The organism is Variovorax sp. Varisp53 (assembly GCF_059491555.1).
The window spans coordinates 5,695,920-5,722,561 of record NZ_CP168512.1 but is presented as its reverse complement, the minus strand read 5'-3'; the positions used below and the strand labels follow the sequence as shown (position 1 = coordinate 5,722,561).

Below are 26,642 nucleotides of genomic sequence, written 5' to 3'. Positions count from 1 at the left end.
ACGGAGTGCAATTCTTGTCTGATTCAATGAGCGTGAGCGGCAGCTCGCATCGATGGCGCCGCGCCCGCGCCACGCTCGCGATCGGGCTGGCATTGCTCCTTGCTCCGGCTGCGGTGCTGGCAGCCCCCGCCCCCGGCGGCACCGCGATCCGCAACGTGGCAACGGCCACCTACGTGCCGGCCGGATTTGCCCAGACCGAAACCTCCAGCTCCAACAGCGTGGTGGCAAACGTGCTGCCGGTCGAGGCGCTGGTGCTGACACAGGACCAGACCGTCACGCGTCCGCCCGCTACCGTCGTCACGCTGAGCCACCTGCTCACCAACACCGGCAACGTGCCGTCGAGCTACATGCTGGGCTTTGCCAACAACGCCGGCGGCTGCGCGGCCGACACGTTGGACCTTTCGGCGCTGCGGGTGGTCCGCGACACCAACAACAACGGCGTGGTGGACCCCGCCGATCCGGTGCTTCCGCTCGGCGCCGGCGGTGCGCTGGCGCTGCAGCCCGGCGAGACGGCCGCGCTGCTGGTGCAGGGAACGATCCCGGCGAGCGCGAACGGCGTCGCCTGCGCCGCATTGACGGCCACCACCGCACTGCAGAACCTGAGCGCCACCAACCGCGACGTCGTGACCGTCGGCGACGTGGCGGTGATCTCCATCACCAAGGCCGCGAGCTATCCCGGCATCGTCGTGCCGGGGCAGACGCGCATCGACTTCACTGTTTCCGGCACCAACATCGGCGCCCGCGATGCGCAGCCCGCCAACAGCGCCGCGCCGGCCGGCACGCCGGTGCTGGTGAACGGCGCGCCGGCCAGCCTCTTGCTGGTGCGCGACCTGGTGCCAGCCGGCACGCAGTACATCGCCGGCACGCTGCAGAGCACCGCCGCGGGCGCGGTGCGCCTGTTCCGCCTGCCGGGCGACCCGGCCTTCAGCTACCGCACCGCGGACGATGCTGCCGCGATCGAGGTGGCGATCGGCGTGCCCACTCCCGTGTCGCGCAATGCATCGATCGCGATGCAGTTCGCCGTGCGGGTCCGGCCGGACCAGACCGGCGACATCCGCAACACCGCGCAGAGCTACTACAACGACGGCGTCGCGCTGGCGGTGTCGCCGTCCAACACGGTGCTCATCACCACGAGCCAGAGCCGCATCGGCGTTGCCAAGGCCGCGTCGGTGCCGCGCCCGAACCGCGGCGCCGATGGCCTGCTCGACGGAACCGCCACGGTGCGCTTCAGCGTGGACATCCGCAACTACGGCGCCGTGTGGCTCTACGGCGTGCAGGCGGCCGACCTGCTCGAAGGCAGCGGTGCCGCTCAGTTCGGCAGCTACACGACCGCGGCGGTACCAGGGCCGAACCAGTACACGGTGGTGGCCGGCTCGATGGGCATCGCGAGCAACCAGGGCAATGGCGTGAGCGGCACCGTGGCTGCGGCCAACGCTGCCTTCACCGGCACGCCGGCCGCGCAGAACCTGCTGGCACCCGGAGCCGTGCTGCCGGTCGGGGCGCGGTTCACCGTGCAGTTCGACCTGCGCATCAACCTCAGCGGCCGCACCGGCACGCTGCTGAACAGCGTGCGCGCACAGGGCGCACTCACGCCCGGCGGCGCGCCCGTGGCCTTCGACGATTCGGTGGATGGCGCCGACCCGGACCCGGACGGCGACGGCAACCCGAACAACAACAGCTCGCCGACGCCGGTGTCCATGGAGCTTCCCTCGCTCACGCTCGTGAAGAGCGTCTCGCTGCCGCGGCGCATCGGGCAGGGCGTGTACGAGCTCGACTACCGGCTGCTGGTCACCAACACCGGTGTCGCCCCGGCGCCGCACGTGCGCGTGATCGACAACCTGAACTGCACCTTCGACATGGACAAGCCGGACGGCTCGGTCGCGTCCTGGGAGCTGGTCGGTGCGCCCAAGGCGCGCAGCGGACTGCTCGACGTCGCGGGAAGCTTCACCGGCCGCGCTACCTGCAACCGCGGCGCGCTCGCCAGCAGCGATCCCTTCCAGCTGCCGACCGAGGCGGTGCTCAGCCTGAGCGACGGCAACCGCGGCCTGGCGCCCGGCCAGAGCGAAGAGATCGGCTTCACGGTGCGCATCACCGAGAAGGCCGGTGCGGTGGGCAGCCGCGTGGCGGTCACCAACAAGGCCTGGGCCGCGGCCTTCGACCAGAACACCATCAACGTCACGCCCGCCATGCTGGTGGCGGCCAGCGCGAGCTCGGTGCAGTCGCTGCTGGCCGATCCGGCGGGCACGGTCTACAACGCCGTGACGCGCGAGCCCGTTGCCGGCGCGGTCGTCACCTTCACGCGGCAGTCCTGCAGCAGCGGGGCCGCGACGCCGATCACAGCGGGGGAGATCTTTGGCGGCTCGTCGGGCGCCTATACGTTCAATACGAACGGCAGCGTCTCGATGACCACGGGCGCCGACGGCAGCTACCAGTTCTTCCTGCAGTCGCCGCCGGTCACCAGCATGTGCACCTACTCGCTCGGCGTGGTGCCGCCGGCGGGCACCGGCTATGTCTACCCGTCGCAGCTGATCCCGGTCACGGCCGGCACTTTCTCGAGCTGCGGCCAGATCGCGCCCAACGCCACGCCGCCCAAGGGTGCCGATCCGACGACCCACTACTTCTCCGTCAACGCCGGCTTCAATGCCTCGGGCGCGGCCTGCGACATCGTGCACAACCACATCCCGCTCGACCCGGGCAACGTGCTCGGGCTGGTGCTGCGCAAGGACGGCAGCAAGCGCCAGGTGGAGTTCGGCGACTTCATCGACTACGCCCTGACCGTGACCAACAAGACCGGATTCCCGGTCACCGGCGTGCGCTTCAGCGACAGCCTGCCGCCGGGCTTCGCCTATGTGGCCAACAGTGCGCGCCTCAACACCGCCGCGGCCGGCAACCCGGCGGGCGGCGCGGGCCCGCAACTGGTCTTCGACTACCCGACGCTCACCCTCGGTATCGACCAGGCGGCCGTGGTGCGCTACCGCGTGCGCATCGGCGTGGGTGCGCCTACCAACGGCGACGCCATCAACCGTGCGCGCGCCTATTCGGGGCCGCTGCAGTCCAACCTCGCGAACTGGACGGTACGCGTCACGGGCGGCGTGTTTTCCGACGATGCCTTCCTGTTCGGCAAGGTCTACATGGACTGCAAGGCGGACGGCAGGCAGGAAGGTGCTGACGAGATCGGCGTGCCCGGCGTGCGCCTGTTCATGGAGGACGGCACCAACGTCGTCACCGACGTGGAAGGCAAGTGGAGCCTCTACGGCCTCAAGCCGCTCACCCACGTGCTGCGCCTGGACCAGACCACGCTGCCGATCGGCGCCCGCCTGGAGCTGCTGGACAACCGCAACGCCGGCCGCCCCGAGAGCCGATTCGTCGACCTGAAGAAGGGCGAGTTCCACAAGGCCAACTTCATCATCGGCAATTGCGGCGACCAGGCTGTGGTGGCCGACGTGGTGGCGCGCCGCGCCGCCATTGCCGCGATCCCGGACACCGAGGCCGAGGCCCAGGTGCGGCTGCGCCTGAATCCGGAAGGACAGATCGTTGCAGTGGGCGACCTCCGCTCGCTGCCGGCCAGCGGCCAGGCGCTTGCGAGCGGCAGCAGCGGCTCGACCACGATATCGTCCGCGCCGCTGATCGCGATGCCCGATGCGCCGGCCAACGCCAGCAGCTTCGTCGGCGCTGCTTCGGGCAGCATGAGCGGCACGCTGGGCGCCACCGCGCCGGCGGCCGCGACCCCGGCCGGAAGCCTGTTCGCCGCGCTCAACGGCCTGCCTGCCGCTGCGCAGGGCGCGTCGGCCGCGGGTGGCACGGCGGCCGGCATCGGCGCCTTCGCCAGCCGGCCCGTCAACACCTCCGCCGCCATGCTGTCGCCGCGCAGCGCGCCGCTGCTGCCGCAGGCCGCGCCCAGCCCGATCGAGCTGGAAGTGCTGCTGCCCGAGCTCGACGGCAACGCCCTCGGCTTCCTCGACCTGAAGGAAGGCGACACCGTTCCCGGCCAGTCGATCAACGTGCGCGTCAAGGGCGAGTCCGGTGTGGCGCTGCGCCTCTCGGTCAACGGCCAGGCCATCGACGAGCGGCGCGTCGGCAAGAAGACGCAGCTGCCGTCGAAGAACCTCGGCGCCTGGGAATACATCGGCGTGGTGCTGCAGCCCGGGGCCAACCGCCTGCAGCTCGATGCGGTGGACGATTTCGGCAATGTGCGCGGCAGCGAACAGATCGGCATCGTTGCGCCGGACAAGCTGGCAGCCATCCAGATCGATCTGCCCGAGACGGCGTACGCCGATCTGCGCACACCCGTGATCGTGAAGGTGCGCCTGACCGACGCGGCCGGCGTGCCGGTGACCGCGCGCACCCAGCTCACCCTGGAGACGGACCGCGGCCGCTGGCTCGACGAGGACCTGAACCCCGCCGAACCCGGCACGCAGGTCTTCATGGACGGCGGCGCGGCGGAGTTCCGCCTGCTGCCGCCCGGCGAGCCGGGCGATGTGCGCCTGCGCGTGAGCGCCGGCAGCTTCGTGAAGGAAGTGCGGCTGGCGTTGCTGCCCGAGATGCGGCCGATGCTCGGCGTGGGCATTGTCGAAGGCGTGCTGGACTTCACCAGGCGCGGCAGCGTGCCGCTCGGCGCCATGCCTGCCGGTGCCGCGTTCGAGGCCGAGTTGACGGGCCTTTCCGACGAGCGCAACAACCGCCGCGCCGGCGCCCGCGCCGCCTTCTTCTTCAAGGGTGCCGTCAAGGGCGACTACCTGCTCACCGCCGCCTTCGATTCCGACAAGACGCGCAACGACCGGCTGTTCCGCGACATCCGGCCCGACGAGTTCTACCCGGTGTACGGCGACTCGTCGGTCAAGGGCTTCGACGCGCAGAGCACGCAAAAGCTCTACGTGCGCATCGACAAGAACCGCTCCTTCCTGCTGTACGGCGACTTCACTACCGCGAGCAGCACCGAGGTGCGCAACCTGAGCCAGAACAACCGCTCGCTGACCGGCCTCAAGCACGTGTACGAAGACCGCAACGTGCGCGCGACCAGCTATGTCTCGCGCACCGCGCAGACCCAGCAGGTGGAGGAATTCCGCGCCGTCGGCACTTCCGGCCCCTACTACCTGAGCGCCACCGGCGGCGAGTTCGTCGACAACAGCGAGCAGGTCGAAGTCGTGGTGCGCGACCGCAACCAGCCTGACGTCGTGCTGCAGCGTACGCCGGTCACGCGCTTCGTCGACTACACGGTCGAGCCGCTCACGCGCCGCATCCTGTTCACCCATGCGATCGCGTCGGCCGATGCCAACCTGAACCCGCAGTCGATCCGCGTCACGTACGAAGTCGACAGCGGAGGCCCCAAGTTCACGGTGGCCGGCACCGACGTGCAGGTCAAGGTGGCGGAGCGCCTGCAGCTGGGCGTGGTCGCCAGCACCGACCAGAACCCCGAGAACCACCGCAACATGCGCGCCCTGACGGCGGTGGCCCGCATCGGCGACAACACCACGGCCGCGGCCGAGCTGGTTCGCACCGATTCCGATGAGAAGGGCAAGGGCGAGGGCACCCGCCTCGAAGTGCGTCACCAGGACGAGAAGCTCGCGGTCGTGGCGCTGGCCGGCAAGACCAGCGCGGGCTTCGACAACCCCGGCGCCAGCTTTTCCGCAGGCCGCACCGAAGCCTCCGTACGCGCCGAATACAAGGTCGACGCGAGCACCGCAGTGCGCGCCGAAATGATCTACAGCAAGGACGCCTTGCTCGAAGGCGACCGCAAGGGCGCCACCGCGAGCGTGCAGAAGAAGTTCGGCGACACCCTGGTCGCCGAAGTGGGCCTGCGCCAGGGCCAGCGCAGCAGCGGCCTCGCCTCCGGCTCCGGATTCGACTACGGCGAGGTCTCCACCTCCAACGGAAGCCTCGGCAGCCGCGTGGGTGCCAACAACGTGACCGCGCTCGGTGCGGCAGCCACCGCCAATGCCGACAGCGAGAGCCTGACCACCGTGCGCGCACGCCTGTCGGCGCAGGTGCCTGGCGTGCCGCTGGCCCAGGTCTTCGTCGAAGGCGAGCAGGACCTGCACGATTCCGGTCGCCGCACGCTGGCCGTTGGCGGCAACTACGCCATCACCGACAAGACCCGCGTCTACGGCCGCTACGAACTCGTCTCCAGCCTCTACGGCACCGACGGGCTGAGCGCGACGCAATCCAACAATGTCGGCATCCTGGGCATCGAGAGCAACTACATGGAGGGCGGCCGCGTCTACAACGAGTTCCGGCTCGCCGACAGCATCGACGGCCGGGCCGCGCAGGCGGCGACCGGCGTGCGCAACACCGTGAAGCTCACCGACCGCTTCAGCGTGACCGGCGGGCTCGAGCACACCCGCCAGCTGGGCGGCTACGCCAACAGCGCGAACAGCGGCACCGGCTATGCGGGCGGTCTAGGCCAGTCCACTGCCATCACCGCCGGGGTCGAGTACCTCACCGACACCTACAAGCTCAGCGGCATCCTCGAAGGACGCAAGGGCGACGACGCCGACACCCGGCTCTTCAGCGCCGGCTTCGGCTACAAGATCAGCCCCGCCTGGAGCCTGCTGGCGCGCAGCGTGGTGAGCGACAGCGAAGGGCAGGGCACCAACGCAGGCAACGAGCGCCACCTGCAGCGCCACCAGATCGGCCTCGCCTACCGCCCGGTGGACACCGACAGCTGGAACGCGCTGCTGCGCTACGAGCGCCGTTCCGAGCGCATCGTGGGGGGCGGCAATGCGGCTGGCGCGTTGAACGGCGGCAGCGCCTTCGGCAGCGACTCCGGCCACAGCAGCCTGCCGGGCAGCACCAGCGCCGACATCGTCTCGGCCCACCTGAACTACAACCCGCAGCGCGGCAGCGTTCTCAGTGCGCGCTACGCGGGCAAGATTTCGCGCGCCGACGACGGCTTCCTGGCGAGCAGCTACTGGGCCCATCTGCTGCATGCGCGCTACACGCGCGACATCAACAAGGACTGGGACTTCGGCGTGCAGGCCGGCGTGCTCTACGGCAAGGGCGGCGCTCTGCAGAAGACCGCGGGCGTCGAGCTCGGCTACCAGGTGGCCAAGGACCTGTGGGTCTCGGCCGGCTACAACTTCGTCGGCCTGCGCGACCGCGAGCTGACGGCCAACGAATACACCAGCAAGGGTGCCTACATCCGGCTGCGCTTCAAGTTCGACGAGACGGGGCTGGGCTTCGCGTCGGCCAGCGCCCCCGCCGCATCGGCCTCTCGGAAAAACACGGATCAGGCAAGCGAACATGCAAAGACTCAAGATTAGGCTGCGCTCGCATGTGGCCAGCGCGCGGCGATGGCTCCTGCTCGCGGCCTGGCTGCTGGCCTTTCCGCTTCTCGGGCATGCGCAGCAGGTGCTCGTGCCGCAGGGCGCGGTAAGGCTCAACGGCACAGTGGTGGGCACCAACGCCGGCCAGGTCGTGCAGACGGTTTGCGCCAACGGCTTTCCCACAGGACTGACCATGTGGGAGCGCATCAACGGCCCCGAGGTCAGCGGCACCTTCGCCAACCTGACCGGCGGGTTGCGCGCGGTCGAATTCGGCTGCACGCCATTCACCGTGAGCGAAGGCGCTGGGGCGGCGACCATCGCGTTCGGCTCGTCGGCCTCGGCAGGATGGTGGGGCCGCCCGATCAACGGCATGACGCAGCGCGGTCCCCAGGTCTGTCCGGCCGGCACCGTGATCGCCGTGCTCGGCGGCTTCGACCGCATGTTCAACGGCGCCTCGGGCAACATCTATCCGACGCAGATCACCTTCGTCTGCCGCCCGGTCATGGTCACCGCGGGCGACTGGTTCCAGGCGGCGTCCAGCGGGGGCGCGAACTTTACGCTGGGCCTTACCTCGGACGACGGCGGCACGGGGCCAGGCTCCGCGGTGCCCGGGCCCGTGAACGCCGAAAAAACGGTCTGCCCGTTTTCCGCGACGGGCACCTGCAGCGGCCTGGTCGATACCGGCGGCGGTGAACTGATCGACGGCTTCTCCGGCGTGAGCGGCAAGTTTCCCGATGCACGCGTTTCGCAGCGCATCAGTTTCGTCAACTACGCGTGGGACCAGACGCTCGGCAGCAGCACGAACACGGCCGCCTGGCGCCCGAGCGTTGCCGGCGTGGTCTTCTATCCGCCGGGCGTTTCCAACAACACGGCGCGCTACCAGCAGACCTACGAGACCTACACCTCCGCGGGCACCAATTACAGCGGCAACGCCCTGCCGCCGACCGGGACCAGCACCAACAGCTACTCGAAGTCCGGCACCTGCGCGACCGCGCACGCGCTCGGCACCAACGAGGACTACACCTGCTCGAACATCATCACCGGCCGTCCGGACCTGCAGGTGCAGGTGGTCGTGCCGAGCGATGGCTGGACCAGCTACGGCCAGCAGCGCAACGTCAGGCTCATCGCCAAGAACTTCGGCCCCGCGCCGACCACGGGCTCGGACAATTCGACCGCGGTGCTGACCCTTCCGACCGGATGGGACACGGGCACCTTGCCCGCCAACTGCGCGAAGGCCGGTTCGCCCGTGGTGGTGACCTGCCAGGTGAACCCCACGCCGCTGGCTGCTTCCAGCGGCCCGAACCTGACCGACGGCGGCGAGGTCGGCTTCGACATTCCCGTGTTCCCGCAGCCCAGCGTGGCGACCGGCAGCTACTCGGTTCCCAACGGCGCCAAGGTGTGCGTGCAGGCCGCGACGCCTGGCGCCACGCACTTCTGCACGGTGCCCAACGACGCGAATCCGAACAACGACGACGGCGTGAACGTCAACGAAACGGCGACCCTCGTGCTCGCCTACAACACGCCGCCCAAGGTGGCGCCCAGCATCACGACCACCGTGGTCTCGAACGGCGGCGTGGGGTCGTTCAGCTACCTCGGCAACAACGGCGCGGCCGCCAGCCCCATCGTCACGACTTCGCCAGGGGTCGGGGCCTCCGGACCCGCCAAGTTTCTGAACACGCCCGCAACCTCGACGTTCATCCTGCAGAGCTCCGCGCCAGCCGGCTTCGTGCTGACCGGCATCAGCTGCACCGGCATGGCGCCGGGCGGCACCGCGACCTACGATCTCTCGACCCGAAGAGTGACCTTCGATGCGGCCGCCACCGACTACGGCGCCACCATCCTCTGCACCTTCACCTACACCCGCGTGGCCGTGACCGTGAGCAAGGTCACCCAAGGCGGCACGGGCAGCTTCGGCTTCAGCGGCACCAATGGCTTCACCGCGCAGAGCATCGCAACCACCGCGGCCGGCACGCCCGCGGCCGGTGAGCAATCGGGCCTCACCACCGTGGGGGCAGCCACCACCATCACGGAAGACGCGCCGCCCGCCGGCTGGAAGCTCAAGAGCATCGTCTGTACCGGCATGGGCGCCGGCGGCACGGCCACGCCGGACCTCGCAACGAGGTCCGTCGCGCTGAATGCCGCTGCCACTGCGGCGGGCAGCAACATTGCCTGTACCTTCACCAACTCGATCGAGCCGCAGCTCAATCTGACCAAGACCGCCAGCGCGCCGAGCTTCGCGGTCGGCACGCCGGCCAGCTACACGCTGACGCTCGCCAATACCGGCCCGGTCGCCACGACGGCCGTGACCACCATCAGCGATACGGTGCCTGCGACGCTGACGCTCGGCACCATGCCCGCCGGCTGCACCGCCACCGGACAGGCCGTGAGCTGCACGGTGCCCGCGGGGCTCGCGGCCACCACTGGCAGCGTCTCCTTCGTCATTCCGGTCACGCCGCTGGCCGGCGCGGTGCCGAGCGTGGACAACACCGCGACCGCCAGCGGCGGCGGCGATACGGCCTGCAACGCCGCGGGCAACTGCACGAGCAGTGTGACGACCCCGGTGCTCGCGCAGCCCCGCATCACGGTGCGCAAGACCAAGACCAACGTGACGGGCACCCATACCTTCGGCTACACGCTCACGGGTGTCACCAATCCGGCGGACAGCATCGACGTGACGGCGCTTTTCACGCCGCAGGCCTCGGCCACGGTCCATCTCGGCACGGCCGGCATCGCGGCGACGGTGCAGGAGTCGAGCGTGCCTGCGGGCTGGCCAGCCAATCCGGTCTCGGCGTCCTGCCTGGACTCGGCGGCCGCGACCAGCGGCAATCCCGCGACCGAGCTGGCGACGTTCGCCGGCAACACCGCGACCCTGCCCGCGAGCGCGATGCGGTCCGGTGCGGTCATCACCTGTACCTTCACCAACACCGCGGCCCCGGTGATTGCCGTGGACAAGACCGCGCCCGCGACCGTGGCAGCCGGCGGCAACATCGCCTACGGCCTGAACCTGGCCAACACGGGCGCGGTGGACTCGGGCACCTCGCTCGTCGTGAGCGAGCAATTGCCGCCGGGCGTGGTGGCCACGTCGGCCGTGGCCGGCGCCGGCGTCACCTCGGTGAACTGCGGCACGCTGCCCAGCGCCGCCGGTGCACTGCTCAGCTGCACGATGACGCTGCCTGCCGGCGGCATTCCGGCCTCCACCGGTGTGCGCGGCTTCACGCTGAACGCGACCGCACCGATCGCGGCAACCGGCACGGTGCTCACCAACTACGCCAGCACCAGCACGAGCGGCGTGGGTGCGCCAGCCACGGCAGCGGGCGCGGGCTGCGTGTCCGGCAACGGCGTGAGCTGTGACAGCGCCCAGACGAGCATCGTCGTCGGCTCCGGCACCGCCAGCCAATCGGGCCTGCGCATCGTCACCGACAACCAGCTCGCCAACGGCGCGGCGCAGGACGTGCTCGAGGTCTTCATCCGCGACGCGGCCGGCAACCCGGTCCAGGCCGGCACGGTGGTGAGCTTCGGCGCGACGCCGAACGTCGCCTTCAACGGCGGCGCGGTGGGCGCCGCCGGCAGCTGCACGACCACGGCGGCCGCGACCTGTCAGGTGACAGCCACCTCCACCGTGGCCGCCGTCTACAGCGCGACACAGGTGACGGTGGGCGGCGCGGTCCTGAGCGGCAGCTTCAGCGTCGGCGCCAACAGCTACCTGCCGAGCCCACAGCCCTACAGGTTCGGAACCATGCCGACGGTGACCATCCGCAAGACCTCGCTCGGCGGCACCGGCACCTTCAGCTTCACGGGCACCAACGGCCTGGCGGCGACCCAGAACATCACGACCACGGTGGACGGTACGCCGGCCAGCGCGGCGACGCGTCCGCTCGCGGCAGCCAACACCGCAACGACCATCACCGAGGGCGTGCCGCCGGGGACCTATGCACTGGTCGATGCCTCCTGCACCGGCATGGGCGCCGGTGGAACGGCCTCGCGCAACGGACGCGTGCTCACGCTGGACGCAGCTGCGACCGCGCCCGGCAGCAACATCGTCTGTACCTTCACCAACACCGCCGACACCAATCCGCCTTCGCCGCCCATCGCGCCGACGGTGATGTGCTCGACCAATGCGGCGATCTTCAACACGGGCTTCGACGGCCCGGTCGGACCGCCGCTGACGACCGGCCGCGATCCGGTGTGGGAGTCGGGTATCGGCGCGGCGACGGGCGGACCCGGCACCGTCGCCACCTGGGCGCGCTCCTACGTCGGCAACAAGGCGCCGACGGCCTGGATCGCCTCGCCCTTCGGCAATGCCAACTGGATCTCGCAATACCAGACCACGCACGTCGGCAATGTCGACATCTACCACCGCTTCACCTTCAATATGGCGGCGTCGGTCAACCCGGCGAGCTTTTCTCTGAAGCTGGACTTCTATTCCGACAACTCGGTCGCGGAGATCTACGTCAACGGCGTGCTGCAGAGCGTTGGAGGCGTGCCGCAGGGCGGGGCGACCCCGTACACCTTCCGCGGCTTCGACCCGGGTACCGCGGCCAGCGCCACGCTGGCGAGCAACTGGCAGTCCGGCTCGAACACAGTGGTCGTCCACATCAAGAGCGGCGCCCCCTACCAGGGCTTTCTCGCCCAGGCGACCACCAGCGCACTCTGTTCGCCGGCCACGGTCACCTTGCAGAAGACCACGACCGGCGGCACCGGCGGCCCCTTCAGCTTCACGTTGACCAACACCACCCAGGCAGCCGGCAACGTCAGCACCGTGGCCGCCGGCACGCCAGCGCAGGTGGACGGCAACACGGCAGCTGCGGGCACGCAGGCCTTCACCGCCAGCGCGAACGGCGCGGTCATCAGCATCACCGAAGCCGCGGTGCCCGGCTGGAACCTGGCCGGTGCGACCTGTACCGACGCGGGCACGCCGGTGGGCAGCCTCGGCACCGGGGCGAGCGGCCGGACCTACACGATCCCTGCGGCCAGTGTGCAGCTGGGCAAGTCGCTGCAATGCGTGTTCACGAATGCCGCATCGGCGAGCGTGACCATCCGCAAGGTTTCCGTGGGCACCACAGGCACCTTCGGCTTCACGGGCGACAACGGCCTGGCGGCACAGAGCATCACCACCACGGCCGCCGGCACGCCCGCCGCGGGCGCGACCCAGACCCTGACCACGCCCGGCGTGGCGACGACCATCACGGAAGATCCGCTGCCGGCCGACTACGTGCTGACGGGCATCAGCTGTACCGGCCTGGGCGCCGGCGGAGCCGCCACGCCCGATCTGCCGAACCGCAAGGTGACGCTGAACGCCGCCGCCACCGCAGCGGGCAGCAACATCGCGTGTACCTTCACCAACACCTATTCGCCGCCGTTTCCCCGGGTCCAGATCGTCAAGACCACCGTCGGCGGTGTCGGCGCCAATCTCTTCGGCTTTGCGCTCAGCGGCCTTTCAACGGCGACCGACAGCATCACCGTGACGGGCGAAGGCAGCGCGAACGGCGCCGCCAACATCACGGGCACGGCAGGAACCGGCGTCACCATCCGGGAAAGCTCGCCGGACGGCTGGCCCGCCGATCCGATGAGCGCCAGCTGCGTGGACGTGAACAGCGCCACGCCGACCGCCAAGTTCGGCACGCTCACGGGCAACCAGCTGACCATTCCTGCCGCCAACATGGTGGCCGGGGCGGCCATCACCTGCACCTTCGTCAACGGCTATCCCAGGAGCGTGACCGGCCGGGTGTTCCTGGACAACGGCGTGGGCGCCGGAATCGCCAACGACGGCCTGATCAACGGCGGCGAGGCCGGCATCCCCGGCATCACCGTGCGCTTGACCGATTGCGGCGCCACCACGCTCGCAACGACGACCACGAACGGCAGCGGGCAGTACGCGCTGGGAGCGCCCCTCGGCCTCGGCTTGAACGATCCGGTGTGCGTGGAAGAGACCAACGCCGCTTCGCGCATCTCCACGGGCGCCTCGCTGGGCAGCGTCCCGCTGCGCTCCGGCCAGGCCGTCGCCATCGCCGGCATCAGCTACACCTACACCCGCAGCGGCACGCCGGATCGCATCGCCTTCACCTGGAACGGCACCGGCCACGCGGGGCTCAACTTCGGCGACGTGGACCGCAACACGCTCGCGGCCGACGGCGCGAAGACCGGCCAGCCCGGCAGCACCGTGAGCTATCCGCACACCTTCATGGCCCGGACCGCCGGCGCCGTGAGTTTCGACATCCCGAGCTCGATCGACACGCCTGCCGTCAGCGGCTGGAGCGGGAAGATCTTTGCCGACGTGGGTTGCACCGGTTCGCTGCAGGCGGGCGCCGCGCTGCTGTACCCGCCGGCCGCGCCGGTGAACGTCGTGGCCGGGCAGAGCGTCTGCATCCTGATGCAGGAGTTCATTCCCGCCAACGCGGCGACCGGCAACGGCAACGCCAGCGTCGTGCAGGCCAGCTTCGTGTTCACCAATGCCGGCCCGGCCTTGAGCGCGACCTACACGGTGACCGACACCACGACCGTCTCGACCAGCGCGCTGGAGCTCAAGAAGGAAGTGCGCAACGTGACGCAGGGCGGCAGCTTCGGCATCAACAACCAGGCGAAGCCTGGAGAGGTGCTGGAGTACCGCATCACCTACACCAACAACGGCTCCAGCCCGATCAGCGGCATGACGGTCAACGACACCACGCCGCAGTTCACCGCCTTCGTCACGGCGCAGGCGGGCACGACGCCGGCGACGCTCACGAACTGCCAGAAGCGCACGCCCGCCAATCCGATTCCGGCGCCCACGGAGGCCTGCGCAACGGCGCAGACCGCGGGAGGCACGGGGGCGCTGAGCTGGCAATTCACGGGACCGCTGGACCCGGGTGCTTCGGGGGCTGTTCTTTTCACGGTCAAGGTGAACTGAGGCCGAAGAGATGCGGGCCGAATAATCCGACGCCGCCGGCGGGCGCAAGCGGTTGCAGCCGCCCCGGCCTCATGACACCATGCCCCGCATGCCCTACCAACTGCATTACTGGCCCACCATCCAGGGCCGCGGCGAATTCGTGCGGCTCGCGCTCGAGGCGGCCGGTGCCGACTACGTCGACGTGGCGCGCCTGCCTGAAGCCGAGGGCGGCGGCGAGTCCGCGCTGGGCCGGCGGCTGGGCGACCCCGACAGCGCACGGCCCGCGTTCGCGCCGCCCTTCCTCGTCGACGGCGACATCGTGGTCGGACAGACGGCCGCGATCCTGCTCTACCTCGGGCCCCGGCTCGGGTTGTCGGGCGTGGGCGAATCAGACGGACTGTGGACGCACCAGTTGCAGCTCACCATTGCCGACGTGGTCGCCGAGGCGCACGACACGCACCATCCGATCTCGACCGGCGCCTACTACGAAGACCAGCGCGACGCGGCCGTGCTGCGCGCACGGGCCTTTCGCGACGAGCGCATCCCCAAGTTCCTGAACTGGTTCGAGCGCGTGCTGCAGCGCAACCCCGCGGGCAGCCTGCACCTGGTGGGCGACGTGCTGACCTATGCGGACCTGTCGCTGTTCCAGCTGGTGGACGGCCTGCACTACGCGTTCCCGAAGGCCACGGCGCGGGCGCTGGCTGCAACGCCCGCGGTCGAGAAGCTGCATGCCAACGTCAGGCGCCGGCAGCGCGTGCACGACTACCTGCAGAGCCCGCGCCGCATCGCGTTCAACGAGGACGGCATTTTCAGGCGGTATGCGGAGCTGGACGGCTAGCGCCGGGCAGCACATGAGCAAGTGCTGCCTGGACGAAGCCGCCTCTTTCGGGGGGCTGATCGCGCGACAACGCCGGCTTCCGTCACTGATCCGGAAGCCGGGCATCAAGCCGGCCTGAAAGAAGTTCCCCCCAGGCGCGCTTACCCCTTCCTGTGCAGCAGCTCCAGGAACTGCTGTGCCGGAATGCTGAGCGGCCGGTCGCTGCGCACGATGCTGCCGTAGGTGGAGAGCTTGTGCCGGATCGCGTAGTGCACGATGCTGAGCACGCCGTGCTCGGCGTCCCGCCGCGCAACCGTTGCCGGAATCACGCCGATCATCGACGACTTGCGGATCAGGTTAATGGTCGTGAGTATCGAGCCGGTCTCGATCAGGCCGGGCGGCATCACCGCGTGGTGCACCTGGAACTCGCGCTCGATCACGTCGCGCATGGGGCTGTGCGCCGGCTGCAGGATCCACGTGTAGTCCAGCAGATCGGCGAAGGCCACGCGCGAGCGCCCGGCCAGCGGATGCTCGTTGCCGACGACCACCGCCAGGGATTCGTCCTCGATGGCCCTGAAGGTGCAGGCCGCCGCTTCGGGGCCCATGGGGCGCCCCACCACCACCTCGAGCACGCCCTCGTGCAACTGGGCGAGCAGCTTGTCGCTGGTGTCCACCGCAATCTCGATGGCCAGCAAAGGATGGGCTGTCTTGAGCTCGGTGAGCGCATCGGTCAGCCGGCCGGGCGAGGCCGCCATGATGCTGCCGAGCGAGAACTTGCCGACGCTGCCGAGCTGGAGTTCGTGCAGTTCGCGATTGAGCGCCTCCATGCTGCCGCGGATGCCCCTGAAATACCCCATCACGCGCTCGCCTGCCGCATTGAGCCGCAGCCCGCGCCCGACCCGCTCGAACATCGGCTGGCCCAGTGCGCTCTCGAGCTCGTGGAGCATCTTGGTGGCGGCCGGCTGCGTCAGGCCGAGCTGATCGGCAGCGGCGCGCAGGGTGCGCCGTTCTTCGACTGCCAGCATCAGCGCAACCTGCCGCATGCGAATGCGGTTGAGCAGCCGAGGGGTCGAATCCTGCCTGTCGATGGAGCCCACGATTGATTACCTCAGGATATTGATCGATCAAGAGCTTTCAGTTTACGTGCATCAATCGCCTGCCTACGATTGCCGCCGACGATTCCTCGAAACAGACCGGAGACAAGCAGATGAAAAAGCTCATGGCGGCCGCGGCCGCCGGGCTGCTGGCGTTCGCAGCCAGCGCCGTGCAGGCCCAGGAATGGCCCACCCGCCCGATCAGGATCATGGTCGGCTCGGCGCCCGGAGGCGGCACCGACGCGATGGCCCGCGCGGTGGCCGACCGGCTGGGCCCCTTGCTCAAGCAGCCGGTGGTGGTCGAGAACCGGCCCGGCGCTTCCAACACCCTGGCAGCCGATGCCACGGCCAAGTCCGGCGACGGTCACACCATGGTGATGGGCGTGGTCACGGCCCATGCGATCGCGCCGCACCTGCTCAAGCTCAACTACGACAGCAACCGCGACCTGGTGCCGGTGGCCTTCGTCGGCGCGGTGCCCAACGTGCTGGTGGTGAGCAACAGCGTGCCGGCCGACTCGGTGCAGGCGCTGGTCAAGCTGGCCAGGCAGGAGCCCGGGAGGCTCAACTACGCCACCAGCGGCTCGGGCAGCACCCAGCACATTGCGGCCGAGCTGTTCAAGGACGCGACGGGCGTCGACATCGCGCATGTGCCCTACAAGGGCAGCGGCCCGGCGCTGGTCGACCTGATCGGTGGCCAGGTGCAGCTGAGCTTCGACACCCTGCCCTCGGTGATCGGGCAGATCAGGAACAGCAAGATCCGCGCGCTGGCTGTCACCACGCCGAAGCGCAACCCGCAGCTGCCCAACGTACCGACGCTGGCCGAAGCCGGCGTGCCCGGCATCGAGATGAGCGCCTGGTACGGCATCTACATGCCGGCAGGGGCATCCAAGGCGGTGCAGGACAAGGTGCACGACGCGGTCAACCAGGTGCTTGCGATGCCCGAGACCAAGACCCGCCTCGACGCCATCGGCGCCGAGATCACGCCGATGACCCAAGCGCAGTTCGCGCAGTTCCACGCCGCCGAATACAAGCGCTTCGGCGAGGTCATCAAGAAAAACCACATCCGCCTGGATTGACATGACGAGTTCATCTTCTCTTCCCGTTGTCGCGCTCACCCTGGGCGACCCCGCCGGCATCGGCCCCGAACTGATCGCCAGGCTGCTGGCCAAACCCGAGGCTGCCGCCACGGCCAACATCGTGCTGATCGGCGACCGCTGGCTGTGGGACGAAGGCCAACGCATCGCCGGCGCTTGCGTCGCGACCGAAGAGGTTCGCTCGCTGGCTGAAGTGCGCGGCCGTGCGAACACAGCGCGCCCTGCATTCCTCGCCGTGCACAGCATCGACCCCGCGATGGTGCAGCGCGGCCAGGCCGCTGCGCCGGGCGGGCGCTCGGTGCTGCAGGTGCTCGACCTGTGCATGGACGCGACGCTGGCCGGCGAGGTCGACGCGATCTGCTTCGCGCCGCTGAACAAGCACGCCATGAAGATCGGCGGCATGCAGCACGAGGACGAGTTGCATCATTTCGCGCAGCACCTGGGCGTGACCGGCTATTTCTGCGAGTTCAACACGCTCGGCGAGCTCTGGACCTCGCGCATCTCCTCGCATGTGCCCCTGAAGGACGTGGCGAGCTACGTGAGCGTGGAGCGCATCGAGCAGGCGGCCGAGCTGATCTACCGCTCGCTGCTGGCCAATGGTGTGGCACAGCCCAGGATCGCAGTCGCGGCCTTCAACCCGCACGGCGGCGACGGGGGGCTTTGCGGACGCGAGGAGGTCGACGTCATCATCCCCGCCGTGCAGCGCCTGCAGGCGCGCGACTGGCCGACCGAGTCGCCTTTCCATGGCCCTTTCCCGGCCGACACCATCTTCCTGAAGGCGCAGGCGGGCGAGTACCAGGCCATCGTGACCATGTACCACGACCAGGGCCAGATCGCGATCAAGCTGATGGGCTTCAGCCGCGGCGTCACGGTGCAGGGCGGGCTGCCGATTCCCATCACCACGCCGGCGCACGGCACGGCCTACGACATCGCAGGCCAGGGCAAGGCCAGCGTCGAAGCCATGTGGCAAGCCTTCCGCATTGCAGGCCGCATGGGCGCTGCGCACCGCCTCGCCAACCACGCACCCGCTTGAATACACCTCAACACCAGAGAGACACCATGAAGATCAAATCCGTCCGCGCCCGTGTTTTCGAGTGGAAGGGCAAGACCGTTCCGCCACAGGGCAACTTCTGCTCCAACGCGATGGACCTGCTGTACGCGCCGCAGGAAACCATGAGCACCTTCCGCTTCCATTCGTGGACAGTGGTCGAGATCGAGACCGACGACGGCATCGTGGGCCTGGGCAACGTGGCGCTGGCGCCGGCCATCGCCAAGGCCATCATCGACCAGTACCTCGCGCCGCTGGTGATCGGCCAGGATCCGTGGGACTACGAGTACCTGTGGCAGCGCATGTACCGCGCCACCCAGGCCTGGGGCCGCAAGGGCGTGACCATGGCCGCGATCTCGGCGGTCGACCTCGCGATCTGGGACATCCTGGGCAAGTCGGTGAACAAGCCGGTGTTCAAGCTGCTCGGCGGCCGCACCAAGGAAAAGATTCCTTGCTACTACTCCAAGCTCTACCGCACCGACCTGAAGGAAATGCAGGCCGAGGCGCAGAAGTTCCTCGACCAGGGCTTCACCGCCTTCAAGATGCGCTTCGGCTACGGGCCGGCGCACCTGCAGAAGGGCGTGGCGGAAAATCTGAAGTCGGTCGAGGCCGTGCGCGAAGTCATCGGCTACGACAACGACCTCATGCTCGAGTGCTACATGGGCTGGAACCTCGAGTACGCCAAGCGCATGCTGCCCAAGCTCGAGAAGTTCCAGCCGCGCTGGCTCGAGGAGCCGGTGATCGCCGACGACATCGACGGCTATGCCGAGCTGAACCGGCTGACGAGCATTCCGATTTCGGGCGGCGAGCACGAGTTCTCGCTGTACGGCTTCAAGCAGCTGCTGGACCGCAAGGCGGTGTCGGTGGTGCAGTACGACACCAACCGCGTCGGTGGCATCACGGCTGCGCACAAGATCAACGCGCTGTGCGAGGCCCACAGCGTGCCGGTGATCCCACACGCGGGCCAGATGCACAACTACCACCTGACCATGAGCACGCTGGCCTCGCCGATGAGCGAGTACTTCCCGATGCACGACGTCGAAGTGGGCAACGAACTCTTCTACTACATCTTCGACGGCGAGCCGGTGGCCGAGAACGGCTTCCTGCAGCTCGACGACCACAAGCCGGGGCTCGGCCTCACGCTGAAAACGGAGTACCTCAAGGACTTCAACATCGTCGAATGACGGCGGCTGCCATGTTGTCCCCAACGCCCCCGCCGAACGCCCGCGTGATACGCCTGCACGCCCAGGACGATGTCGTGATCTCGCTCGACCAGCTGGTCTCGGGCACGCACATCGAAAGCGAAGGCATCGCCGTGGCCGGCCTGATTCCGCCCGGCCACAAGATGGCCACGCGTTCGGTCGAGCCGGGTGCGGTCGTGCGCCGCTACGGGCAGATCATCGGCTTTGCGACCCGGCCCATTCGTGCGGGCCAGCATGTGCACACGCACAACCTCGCGATGAGCGACTTCACGCGCGACCATGCGCATGCGGCCGATGCACGCCCGACGGCGCACGCTGCCGAACCGGCGAGCTTCGAGGGCATCGTGCGGGAGGACGGCCGCGTCGCCACGCGCAACTACATCGGCATCCTCACCTCTGTGAACTGCTCGGCCACGGTGGCGCGCGCCATCGCCGATCGCTTCCGGCGCGATATCCATCCCGAGATGCTGGCGCCGTTCCCGAACGTCGACGGCATCGTGGCGCTCACCCACGGAGCCGGCTGCGCGGTCGACCCCGAGGGCGAGGGGCTCGCCATCCTGCAGCGCACACTGGGCGGCTACGCCTGCCACCCCAACTTCGCGGGCGTGCTGGTCGTCGGCCTGGGCTGCGAGACCAACCAGATCCGGCAGCTGCTGGCGACCCAGGGCCTGCAGCACAGCAATCGGCTGCACAGCTTCACGATCCAGGACACGGGCGGCACCACGCGCACCATCGCACACGGCATCGAGCGCATCCAGGCGATGCTGCCGCAGGCCAACGACGTGCGGCGCCAGACCGTTCCCGCCAGCCACCTGGTGGTCGGCCTGCAGTGCGGCGGCTCCGACGGCTACTCCGGCATCTCGGCCAACCCGGTGCTCGGCGCGGCGGTCGACCTGCTGGTGGCGCACGGCGGCACGGCCATCCTTTCGGAAACGCCGGAGATCTACGGCGCCGAGCATCTGCTGACGCGGCGTGCGCAAACACCCGAGGTCGGACGCAAGCTGGTCGAGCGCATCCGCTGGTGGGAGGCCTACTGCGCGCGCAACGGCGCAGCGATGGACAACAACCCCTCGGCCGGCAACAAGGCGGGCGGGCTGACCACCGTGCTGGAAAAATCGCTCGGCGGCATCGCCAAGGCCGGCTCGACCAATCTGGTGGATGTCTACGAATATGCGCAGCCGGTGAGGGCGCGTGGCCTGGTGTTCATGGACACGCCCGGCTACGACCCGATCTCCGCCACCGGCCAGGTCGCGGGCGGCGCCAACCTGATCTGCTTCACCACCGGACGCGGTTCGGCCTACGGCTGCGCGCCGTCGCCTTCCTTCAAGCTGGCCACCAACACCACGCTGTGGCAGCGGCAGTCCGACGACATGGACCTCAACTGCGGCGAGGTGCTCGATGGCACGCGCAGCATCGAGGAACTCGGCGAGCGCCTGTTCCGGATGCTGCTGGCCACCGCCTCGGGCCAGCCTTCGCGCAGCGAACTTCACGGCTACGGGCAGCAGGAGTTCGTGCCCTGGCAAATCAGCGTGATCACCTGACGCGCAACTTCTTTCACCACACCATGACAACCACTCGCCCCGTCCGCTTTTGCGGCATCTTCCCCGTCGTGCCGACGCCGTTCGCCGAGAACGGCGAACTCGATCTCGAAAGTCAGAAGCGCTGCGTCGACTTCATGATCGATGCCGGCTCTGATGGCCTGTGCATCCTGGCCAACTTCTCCGAGCAGTTCCTGCTGTCTGACGACGAGCGCGAGCTGCTCACGCGCACTGTGCTAGAGCACGTCGCGGGCCGGGTGCCGGTGATCGTGACCACCACGCATTTCAGCACCGAGGTCTGCGCCGCGCGCAGCCGCCGCGCGCAGGACATGGGCGCTGCCATGCTGATGGTGATGCCGCCTTACCACGGCGCCACCTTCCGCGTGCCCGAGCCGCAGATCCGCGCGTTCTATGCGCGACTGTCCGATGCGGTGGACATCCCCATCATGATCCAGGACGCCCCGGCCGCCGGCACGCCGCTGTCGGCCGCGTTCCTCGCGCAGAGGGCGCGCGAGATCGAGCACGTCGCCTATTTCAAGATCGAAACGGCGGGTGCTGCATCGAAGCTGCGCGAGCTGATCCGCCTGGGCGGCGACGCCATCGAAGGCCCGTGGGACGGCGAGGAGGCCATCACGCTGATGCCCGACCTCGATGCCGGTGCGACCGGCTCCATGACCGGCGGCGGCTACCCCGACGGCATCCGGCCGATCATCGAGGCGCATCGCGCGGGCGACCGCGACAAGGCCTTCGCGCTCTACCAGCGCTGGCTGCCGCTCATCAACCACGAGAACCGGCAATCCGGATTCCTCGCAGCCAAGGCGCTGATGAAGGAGGGCGGCGTGATCGCCTGCGAAGCGCCGCGCCATCCCTGGCCCACGATGCATCCCGAGACCCGCAAGGGTCTGATCGAGACCGCACGGCGGCTCGATCCGCTGGTGCTGCGCTGGGCACGCTGAACAAGGGCCCCTCATGCAAAACTTCGACAACCTGATCGGCGGCGAATGGCGTGCCGGCGCAAGCTACAGCCCCAACCTCAACCCCAGCAACCTGTCCGACGTGCTCGGCCAGTACACGCAGGGCGACGCATCGCACGTCGAGGCTGCCGTTGCTGCCGCCACTGCCGCTTTCCCGGCCTGGGCCACGGGCAGCATCCAGGCGCGCTCCGACGCGCTCGACAAGATCGGCGCCGAAATCCTCGCGCGCAAGGAAGAACTCGGCACGCTGCTGGCCCGTGAAGAAGGCAAGACCCGCGCCGAAGGCATCGGCGAAGCCACGCGCGCCGGCCAGATCTTCAAGTTCTTCGCCGGCGAATGCCTGCGCCTGTCGGGCGAGGTGCTGCCTTCGGTGCGGCCCAACATCGGCGTGGAAATCACGCGCGAGCCGGTCGGTGTGGTCGGCCTCATCACGCCGTGGAACTTCCCCATCGCCATCCCGGCCTGGAAGATCGCGCCCGCGCTCGCTTTCGGCAACTGCGTGGTCCTGAAGCCTGCCGACCTCGTGCCTGGCTGCGCCTGGGCGCTGGCCGAAATCATCAGCCGCTCGGGCATCCCGGCCGGCGTGTTCAACCTCGTGATGGGCCGCGGCAGCGTGATCGGCAACGCGCTGGTCAACCATCCCGGCATCCATGCGATCAGCTTCACGGGCTCGGTCGGCGTGGGCCGCAACATCGCCGTGCAGTGCGTCACCAACCACAAGAAGGTGCAGCTCGAAATGGGCGGCAAGAACCCGCAGGTGATCCTGGATGATGCCGACCTCGCGCAGGCCGTGGAGCTCAGCGTGCAGAGCGCCTTCTACTCGACCGGCCAGCGCTGCACCGCGTCGAGCCGCCTCATCGTGACCGAAGGCATCTACCCCAAGTTCATCGAGGCGATGAAGGCGCGCATGGCCAAGATCAAGGTCGGCGATGCGCTCGCGCAGGGCACCGACATCGGCCCCGTCTCGTCCAAGTCGCAGCTCGACCAGGACATGGAGTACGTCGCCATCGGCAAGGGCGAAGGCGCCACGCTGGCGGCCGGCGGCGAGCTGCTGAAGCTCGACACCGACGGCTACTACATGTCGCCCGCGCTCTTCAGCGAATCGGCCGCCGCGATGCGCATCAACAAGGAAGAGATCTTCGGGCCGGTCGCAAGCGTGATCCGCGTGAAGAACTACGACGAGGCGCTGGCCACGGCCAACGACACCGAGTTCGGCCTCTCGGCGGGCATCGCGACCACGAGCCTGAAGTACGCCACGCACTTCAAGCGCCACAGCCAGGCCGGCATGGTGATGGTCAACCTGCCGACGGCGGGGGTGGACTACCACGTGCCGTTCGGCGGCCGCAAGGGCTCGAGCTACGGTCCGCGCGAGCAGGGCAAGTATGCGCAGGAGTTCTTCACCACTGTGAAGACGGCTTACACCGCCGCCGGTTGAAGAGCCATGACCCATCGCTACGCCTGCTTCATCGCGCTGATGGGCCTGTCGGCCATGCCGGCAGCCGCTCACGCAGCGCTGGCACAGCCGTCGGATTGGCTGCTGGCCTCGCTCTCCGGCGCCATCGAGCACCACATTGCCGGCCACACAGCTTGGCATGCGCGGCTGATGGTGCTCGGCTGGGGCATCCTGTTGCCGCTCGGCGCGTTGGCGGCGCGCTTCTTCAAGATCATGCCGGGCCAGGACTGGCCGCAGCAGCTCGACAACAAGGCGTGGTGGCATACGCATCGCGTGTTGCAGTACGCCGGCGTACTTGCGATGACCGTCGGGCTCGGGCTCGCGTGGGGCCTCGGCGGTAGACGCGATACAGCGGCGCAGGTGCATGCGTGGCTCGGCTGGAGCCTGTGTATCGCGGGGTGGGCGCAGGTTGCCGGCGGCCTGCTGCGCGGCAGCAAGGGCGGCCCTGCCGATGCCCGGCTTCGCGGCGATCACTACGACATGACTCGCTGGCGCATCGGCTTCGAGCGACTGCACAAATCGCTGGGCTGGCTGGCCATCGCCCTGGCGGTGATGACCATCGCTCTCGGGCTCGTCATCGTCGACGCGCCGCGCTGGATGGCCGCCGTTCTGGCCCTCTGGTGGTGCGCCTTTGCTGCGGCCTTCATCCGGCTCCAACGCCAAGGCCGCTGCATCGACACCTACCAGGCCATCTGGGGACCGAGTGCCGTGCACCCGGGAAATCGACGGCCCCTCATGGGTTTGGGGGTTCGCCGCTACACGGTGGCCGCCTGGCGAGCCCGTTGCGGCCGACCCTGACCCTTCCTTCAAAAACCAACTTCAAAGAGACAAGATGTCAGGACTGGAATTGAACAACGTGGTCAAGCGCTTCGGCGAGGTGACCGTGGTGCAGCAGATGGACCTCACCATCGGCGATGGCGAGTTCATCGTGCTGCTGGGTGAATCGGGCTGCGGCAAGAGCACGACATTGCGCATGATCGCCGGGCTCGAGGAAGTCAGCGAAGGGCACATCACCATCGGCGGGCGCGACGTCACGCGCGTGGCGCCGATGGCGCGCGACATCGCAATGGTGTTCCAGAACTACGCGCTGTATCCGCACATGGACGTCGGGACGAACATGTCGTTCGCATTGCGCCTGGCGGGCCGGCCAAAGGCGGAAATCGACAGCAAGGTGGCTGCAGCCGCCAAGGTGCTGAACATCGGGCACCTGCTTGCGCGCAAACCTAAGGAGCTGTCGGGTGGCCAGCGCCAGCGCGTGGCGATCGGCCGGGCCATCGTGCGCGAGCCCAAGGTCTTTCTGTTCGATGAACCGTTGTCGAACCTCGATGCCAAGCTGCGCGGCCACATGCGCGCCGAGCTGGCGTTGCTGCACGAGCGCCTGGGCAAGACCACGGTCTACGTGACGCACGATCAGGTCGAGGCCATGACCCTGGCCTCGCGCATCGTGATCTTCGACAAGGGCCGCATCCAGCAGGTGGGCACGCCGTCGGAAGTGTTCACGCGGCCGGCGAGCCTGTTCGTGGCGGGCTTCATCGGAACGCCCACCATGAATTTTTTCAAGGCCCGCTATGTCGAGGAAGACGGCCGGTGCGTGCTGCGCGGCGAAGGTTTTGCCTGGCAACCGCCCGCCTGGCTTGCGGCCAATCCGCCCGACCCAGAGCAAGGTCTGACGCTGGGCCTGCGCCCGCAGGCGCTGCGAACCAGCCCTGCCGCGGCGCAGTTGACCGTCAAGGTGGAAGTGGTGGAGTACCTCGGCACCGAAAGCCAGATCGTCGGCCACATGGTCACGTCCTCGGGCCAGCGCGTGGCCGCGATGCTGCCGGGCGATGCCCATGCGCAGTTGCACCGCAACGTCCACCTGGGATTCGACAGCGAAGACCTGCACGTTTTCGACAGCGACAGCGGACGCTCCCTGCGCCGCTGATTCCGCTCTCATCCATCAACAAGAAATGAGACAGTCATGAAGAGAAGAGATTTCGTCAAGAGCAGTGCGATGACGGTGTTCGGCGCCGGCCTGCCTGTTCACGGGGCGCTCGCGCAGAGCCGCTACGCCAGGTACGCGGGCCAGACCGTGACCTTCAGCATCCCGGCGCATCCGCACTACGACGCGATGCTGAAGATCCTGCCCGAATTCACCAAGGAGACCGGCATCAAGGTCGACGTGGACAAGCTGGCCATGGGCCGCATGAAGGAAAAGCAGTTGCTCGAAATGGCCAAGTCGCAAGGGGACTACGACCTGGTGAGCTACGTGGTGATGTGGAAGGGCGAATATGTCGCCAAGAACCTCATCCATCCGCTGGAGCGCTTCTTCAGGAATTCTGCCCTGGCCGATCCCGCGTACGACCTGAAAGACATCATCCCGATCTACCTGGAGAACCTGGGCATGGTCGGTGGCCCCAAAGGCTACCTGGCAGGCCCCGGCGCCCAGCTCTACGGCCTGCCCTATGGTGCTGAAACCTCGGTGCTGGCCTACCGCCGCGACATCTTTGCCAAACACAACCTGCAGCCGCCCGGCAACTACGACGATTTCGCCAAGCTCCTGCGCGTGTTGAAAGACAAGGAAGGCATTGGCGCATTGGCCTCGCGCGGACAGGCCGGCCACCAGTGCGTGCACGCCTGGCTGTTGCACCTGAACCCGCTCGGAGGCAGCATCTTCGACGAGGAATGGAAGGTGCGCTTCAATGACCAGGCGGGCGTCAAGGCGCTCAAGTTCCTGCAGGAGGTGGTGGCCACCGGCCCGGCCGGCATCCCGGCCTATGGGCAGGGCGAGAGCAATACGGCCTTCCTGCAGGGCCAGGCTGCGATGTACCTCGACTCCACCTCGCTCGCCGGTCTGGTCAACGACCCCTCCAAGTCGAGGATCGCTGGCAAGGTGAGCTGGGCGCTGCACCCCATGGGCACCAGGCGCGCATCGCAGTCGGGCGGCCTGGGCTTGGCGATCCCGAAGAACGCGAAGAATGCCGATGCCGGCTTCCTGCTGATGCAGTGGCTCACCTCGAAAGCACAGGACAAGGCCTGCGCCCGGGCCGGCGGCACGCCGGTGCGCAACTCCACGATGCTCGATGCCGAACTGGTGCGCCAGTACCCGGAATTCATCACGTTCAGGGAGGCATTGAAGTACTCCAATCCCGATTGGCGACCGATCATCCCGGTGTGGGACAAGATCAACGTGCAGGCGCTGGGCGTCGGCATCTCCGAGGCACTCACCGGCAGGAAGACAGCAGAGGCCGCGCTCAATGACCTGGTGGGTCCGGTCACGCAGATCATGCGCGAAGCGAACTACAAGGTCTGATCG

The 26,642-nt window shown here is 68.4% G+C and carries 13 protein-coding genes; 12 read left to right on the top strand and 1 reads right to left on the bottom strand.

Annotation, left to right across the window (positions count from 1 at the left end; translation table 11 throughout):
• Nucleotides 1-26 precede the first annotated feature (26 nt).
• The 3 genes from ACEOAB_RS26790 to ACEOAB_RS26780 all read left to right on the top strand — a co-directional run bounded on the left by ACEOAB_RS26790 (nt 27) and on the right by ACEOAB_RS26780 (nt 14,965).
• Nucleotides 27-7,259: a hypothetical protein gene (locus ACEOAB_RS26790; RefSeq protein WP_495653855.1), complete on the top strand. Its 7,233-nt coding sequence runs from the start codon at nt 27-29 to the stop codon at nt 7,257-7,259.
• Nucleotides 7,240-14,148: a prealbumin-like fold domain-containing protein gene (locus ACEOAB_RS26785; RefSeq protein ID WP_413749954.1), complete on the top strand. Its 6,909-nt coding sequence runs from the start codon at nt 7,240-7,242 to the stop codon at nt 14,146-14,148. The genes ACEOAB_RS26790 and ACEOAB_RS26785 overlap by 20 nt, the downstream gene beginning before the upstream one ends.
• A gap of 88 nt (nt 14,149-14,236) precedes the next feature.
• Nucleotides 14,237-14,965 (top strand): glutathione S-transferase, encoded by a 729-nt coding sequence (locus tag ACEOAB_RS26780; RefSeq protein ID WP_413749953.1) that lies wholly within the window; start codon nt 14,237-14,239, stop codon nt 14,963-14,965.
• Between the two features lie 140 nt (nt 14,966-15,105).
• Here ACEOAB_RS26780 and ACEOAB_RS26775 read toward each other — a convergent pair whose 3' ends face one another.
• Nucleotides 15,106-16,041 carry a LysR family transcriptional regulator gene (locus ACEOAB_RS26775; RefSeq protein WP_413749952.1) on the bottom strand — a complete coding sequence of 312 codons (936 nt, stop codon included), beginning with the start codon at nt 16,039-16,041 and terminating at the stop codon, nt 15,106-15,108.
• Nucleotides 16,042-16,151: 110 nt separating this feature from the next.
• Here ACEOAB_RS26775 and ACEOAB_RS26770 point away from each other — a divergent pair, with 110 nt between their 5' ends.
• Genes ACEOAB_RS26770 through ACEOAB_RS26730 form a run of 9 tightly spaced genes read left to right on the top strand, consistent with a single transcriptional unit; the run spans nt 16,152 to nt 26,639 of the window.
• Nucleotides 16,152-17,114, top strand: a complete 963-nt coding sequence (locus ACEOAB_RS26770; RefSeq protein WP_495653217.1) for a Bug family tripartite tricarboxylate transporter substrate binding protein — start codon at nt 16,152-16,154, stop codon at nt 17,112-17,114.
• A 1-nt stretch (nt 17,115) separates the two neighbouring features.
• Nucleotides 17,116-18,165: a 4-hydroxythreonine-4-phosphate dehydrogenase PdxA gene (locus tag ACEOAB_RS26765; RefSeq protein WP_413749626.1), complete on the top strand. Its 1,050-nt coding sequence runs from the start codon at nt 17,116-17,118 to the stop codon at nt 18,163-18,165.
• Between the two features lie 26 nt (nt 18,166-18,191).
• Complete coding sequence (locus ACEOAB_RS26760; RefSeq protein ID WP_056589218.1) at nt 18,192-19,364, top strand: L-rhamnonate dehydratase; 1,173 nt, start codon at nt 18,192-18,194, stop codon at nt 19,362-19,364.
• 11 nt (nt 19,365-19,375) lie between these two features.
• Complete coding sequence (locus ACEOAB_RS26755; protein ID WP_413749625.1) at nt 19,376-20,923, top strand: UxaA family hydrolase; 1,548 nt, start codon at nt 19,376-19,378, stop codon at nt 20,921-20,923.
• A 23-nt stretch (nt 20,924-20,946) separates the two neighbouring features.
• Nucleotides 20,947-21,876, top strand: a complete 930-nt coding sequence (locus ACEOAB_RS26750; RefSeq protein ID WP_495653216.1) for a dihydrodipicolinate synthase family protein — start codon at nt 20,947-20,949, stop codon at nt 21,874-21,876.
• Nucleotides 21,877-21,889: 13 nt separating this feature from the next.
• Nucleotides 21,890-23,329, top strand: a complete 1,440-nt coding sequence (locus ACEOAB_RS26745; protein ID WP_413749623.1) for an aldehyde dehydrogenase family protein — start codon at nt 21,890-21,892, stop codon at nt 23,327-23,329.
• A gap of 6 nt (nt 23,330-23,335) precedes the next feature.
• Nucleotides 23,336-24,145: a cytochrome b561 domain-containing protein gene (locus ACEOAB_RS26740; RefSeq protein WP_413749622.1), complete on the top strand. Its 810-nt coding sequence runs from the start codon at nt 23,336-23,338 to the stop codon at nt 24,143-24,145.
• A 34-nt stretch (nt 24,146-24,179) separates the two neighbouring features.
• Entirely contained in the window at nt 24,180-25,271 is a 1,092-nt protein-coding gene (locus tag ACEOAB_RS26735; RefSeq protein WP_413749621.1) for an ABC transporter ATP-binding protein, read from the top strand.
• A 36-nt stretch (nt 25,272-25,307) separates the two neighbouring features.
• A complete protein-coding gene (locus ACEOAB_RS26730) occupies nt 25,308-26,639 on the top strand; it encodes an ABC transporter substrate-binding protein (protein ID WP_056591308.1) in 1,332 nt (443 codons plus the stop codon).
• Nucleotides 26,640-26,642 lie beyond the last annotated feature (3 nt).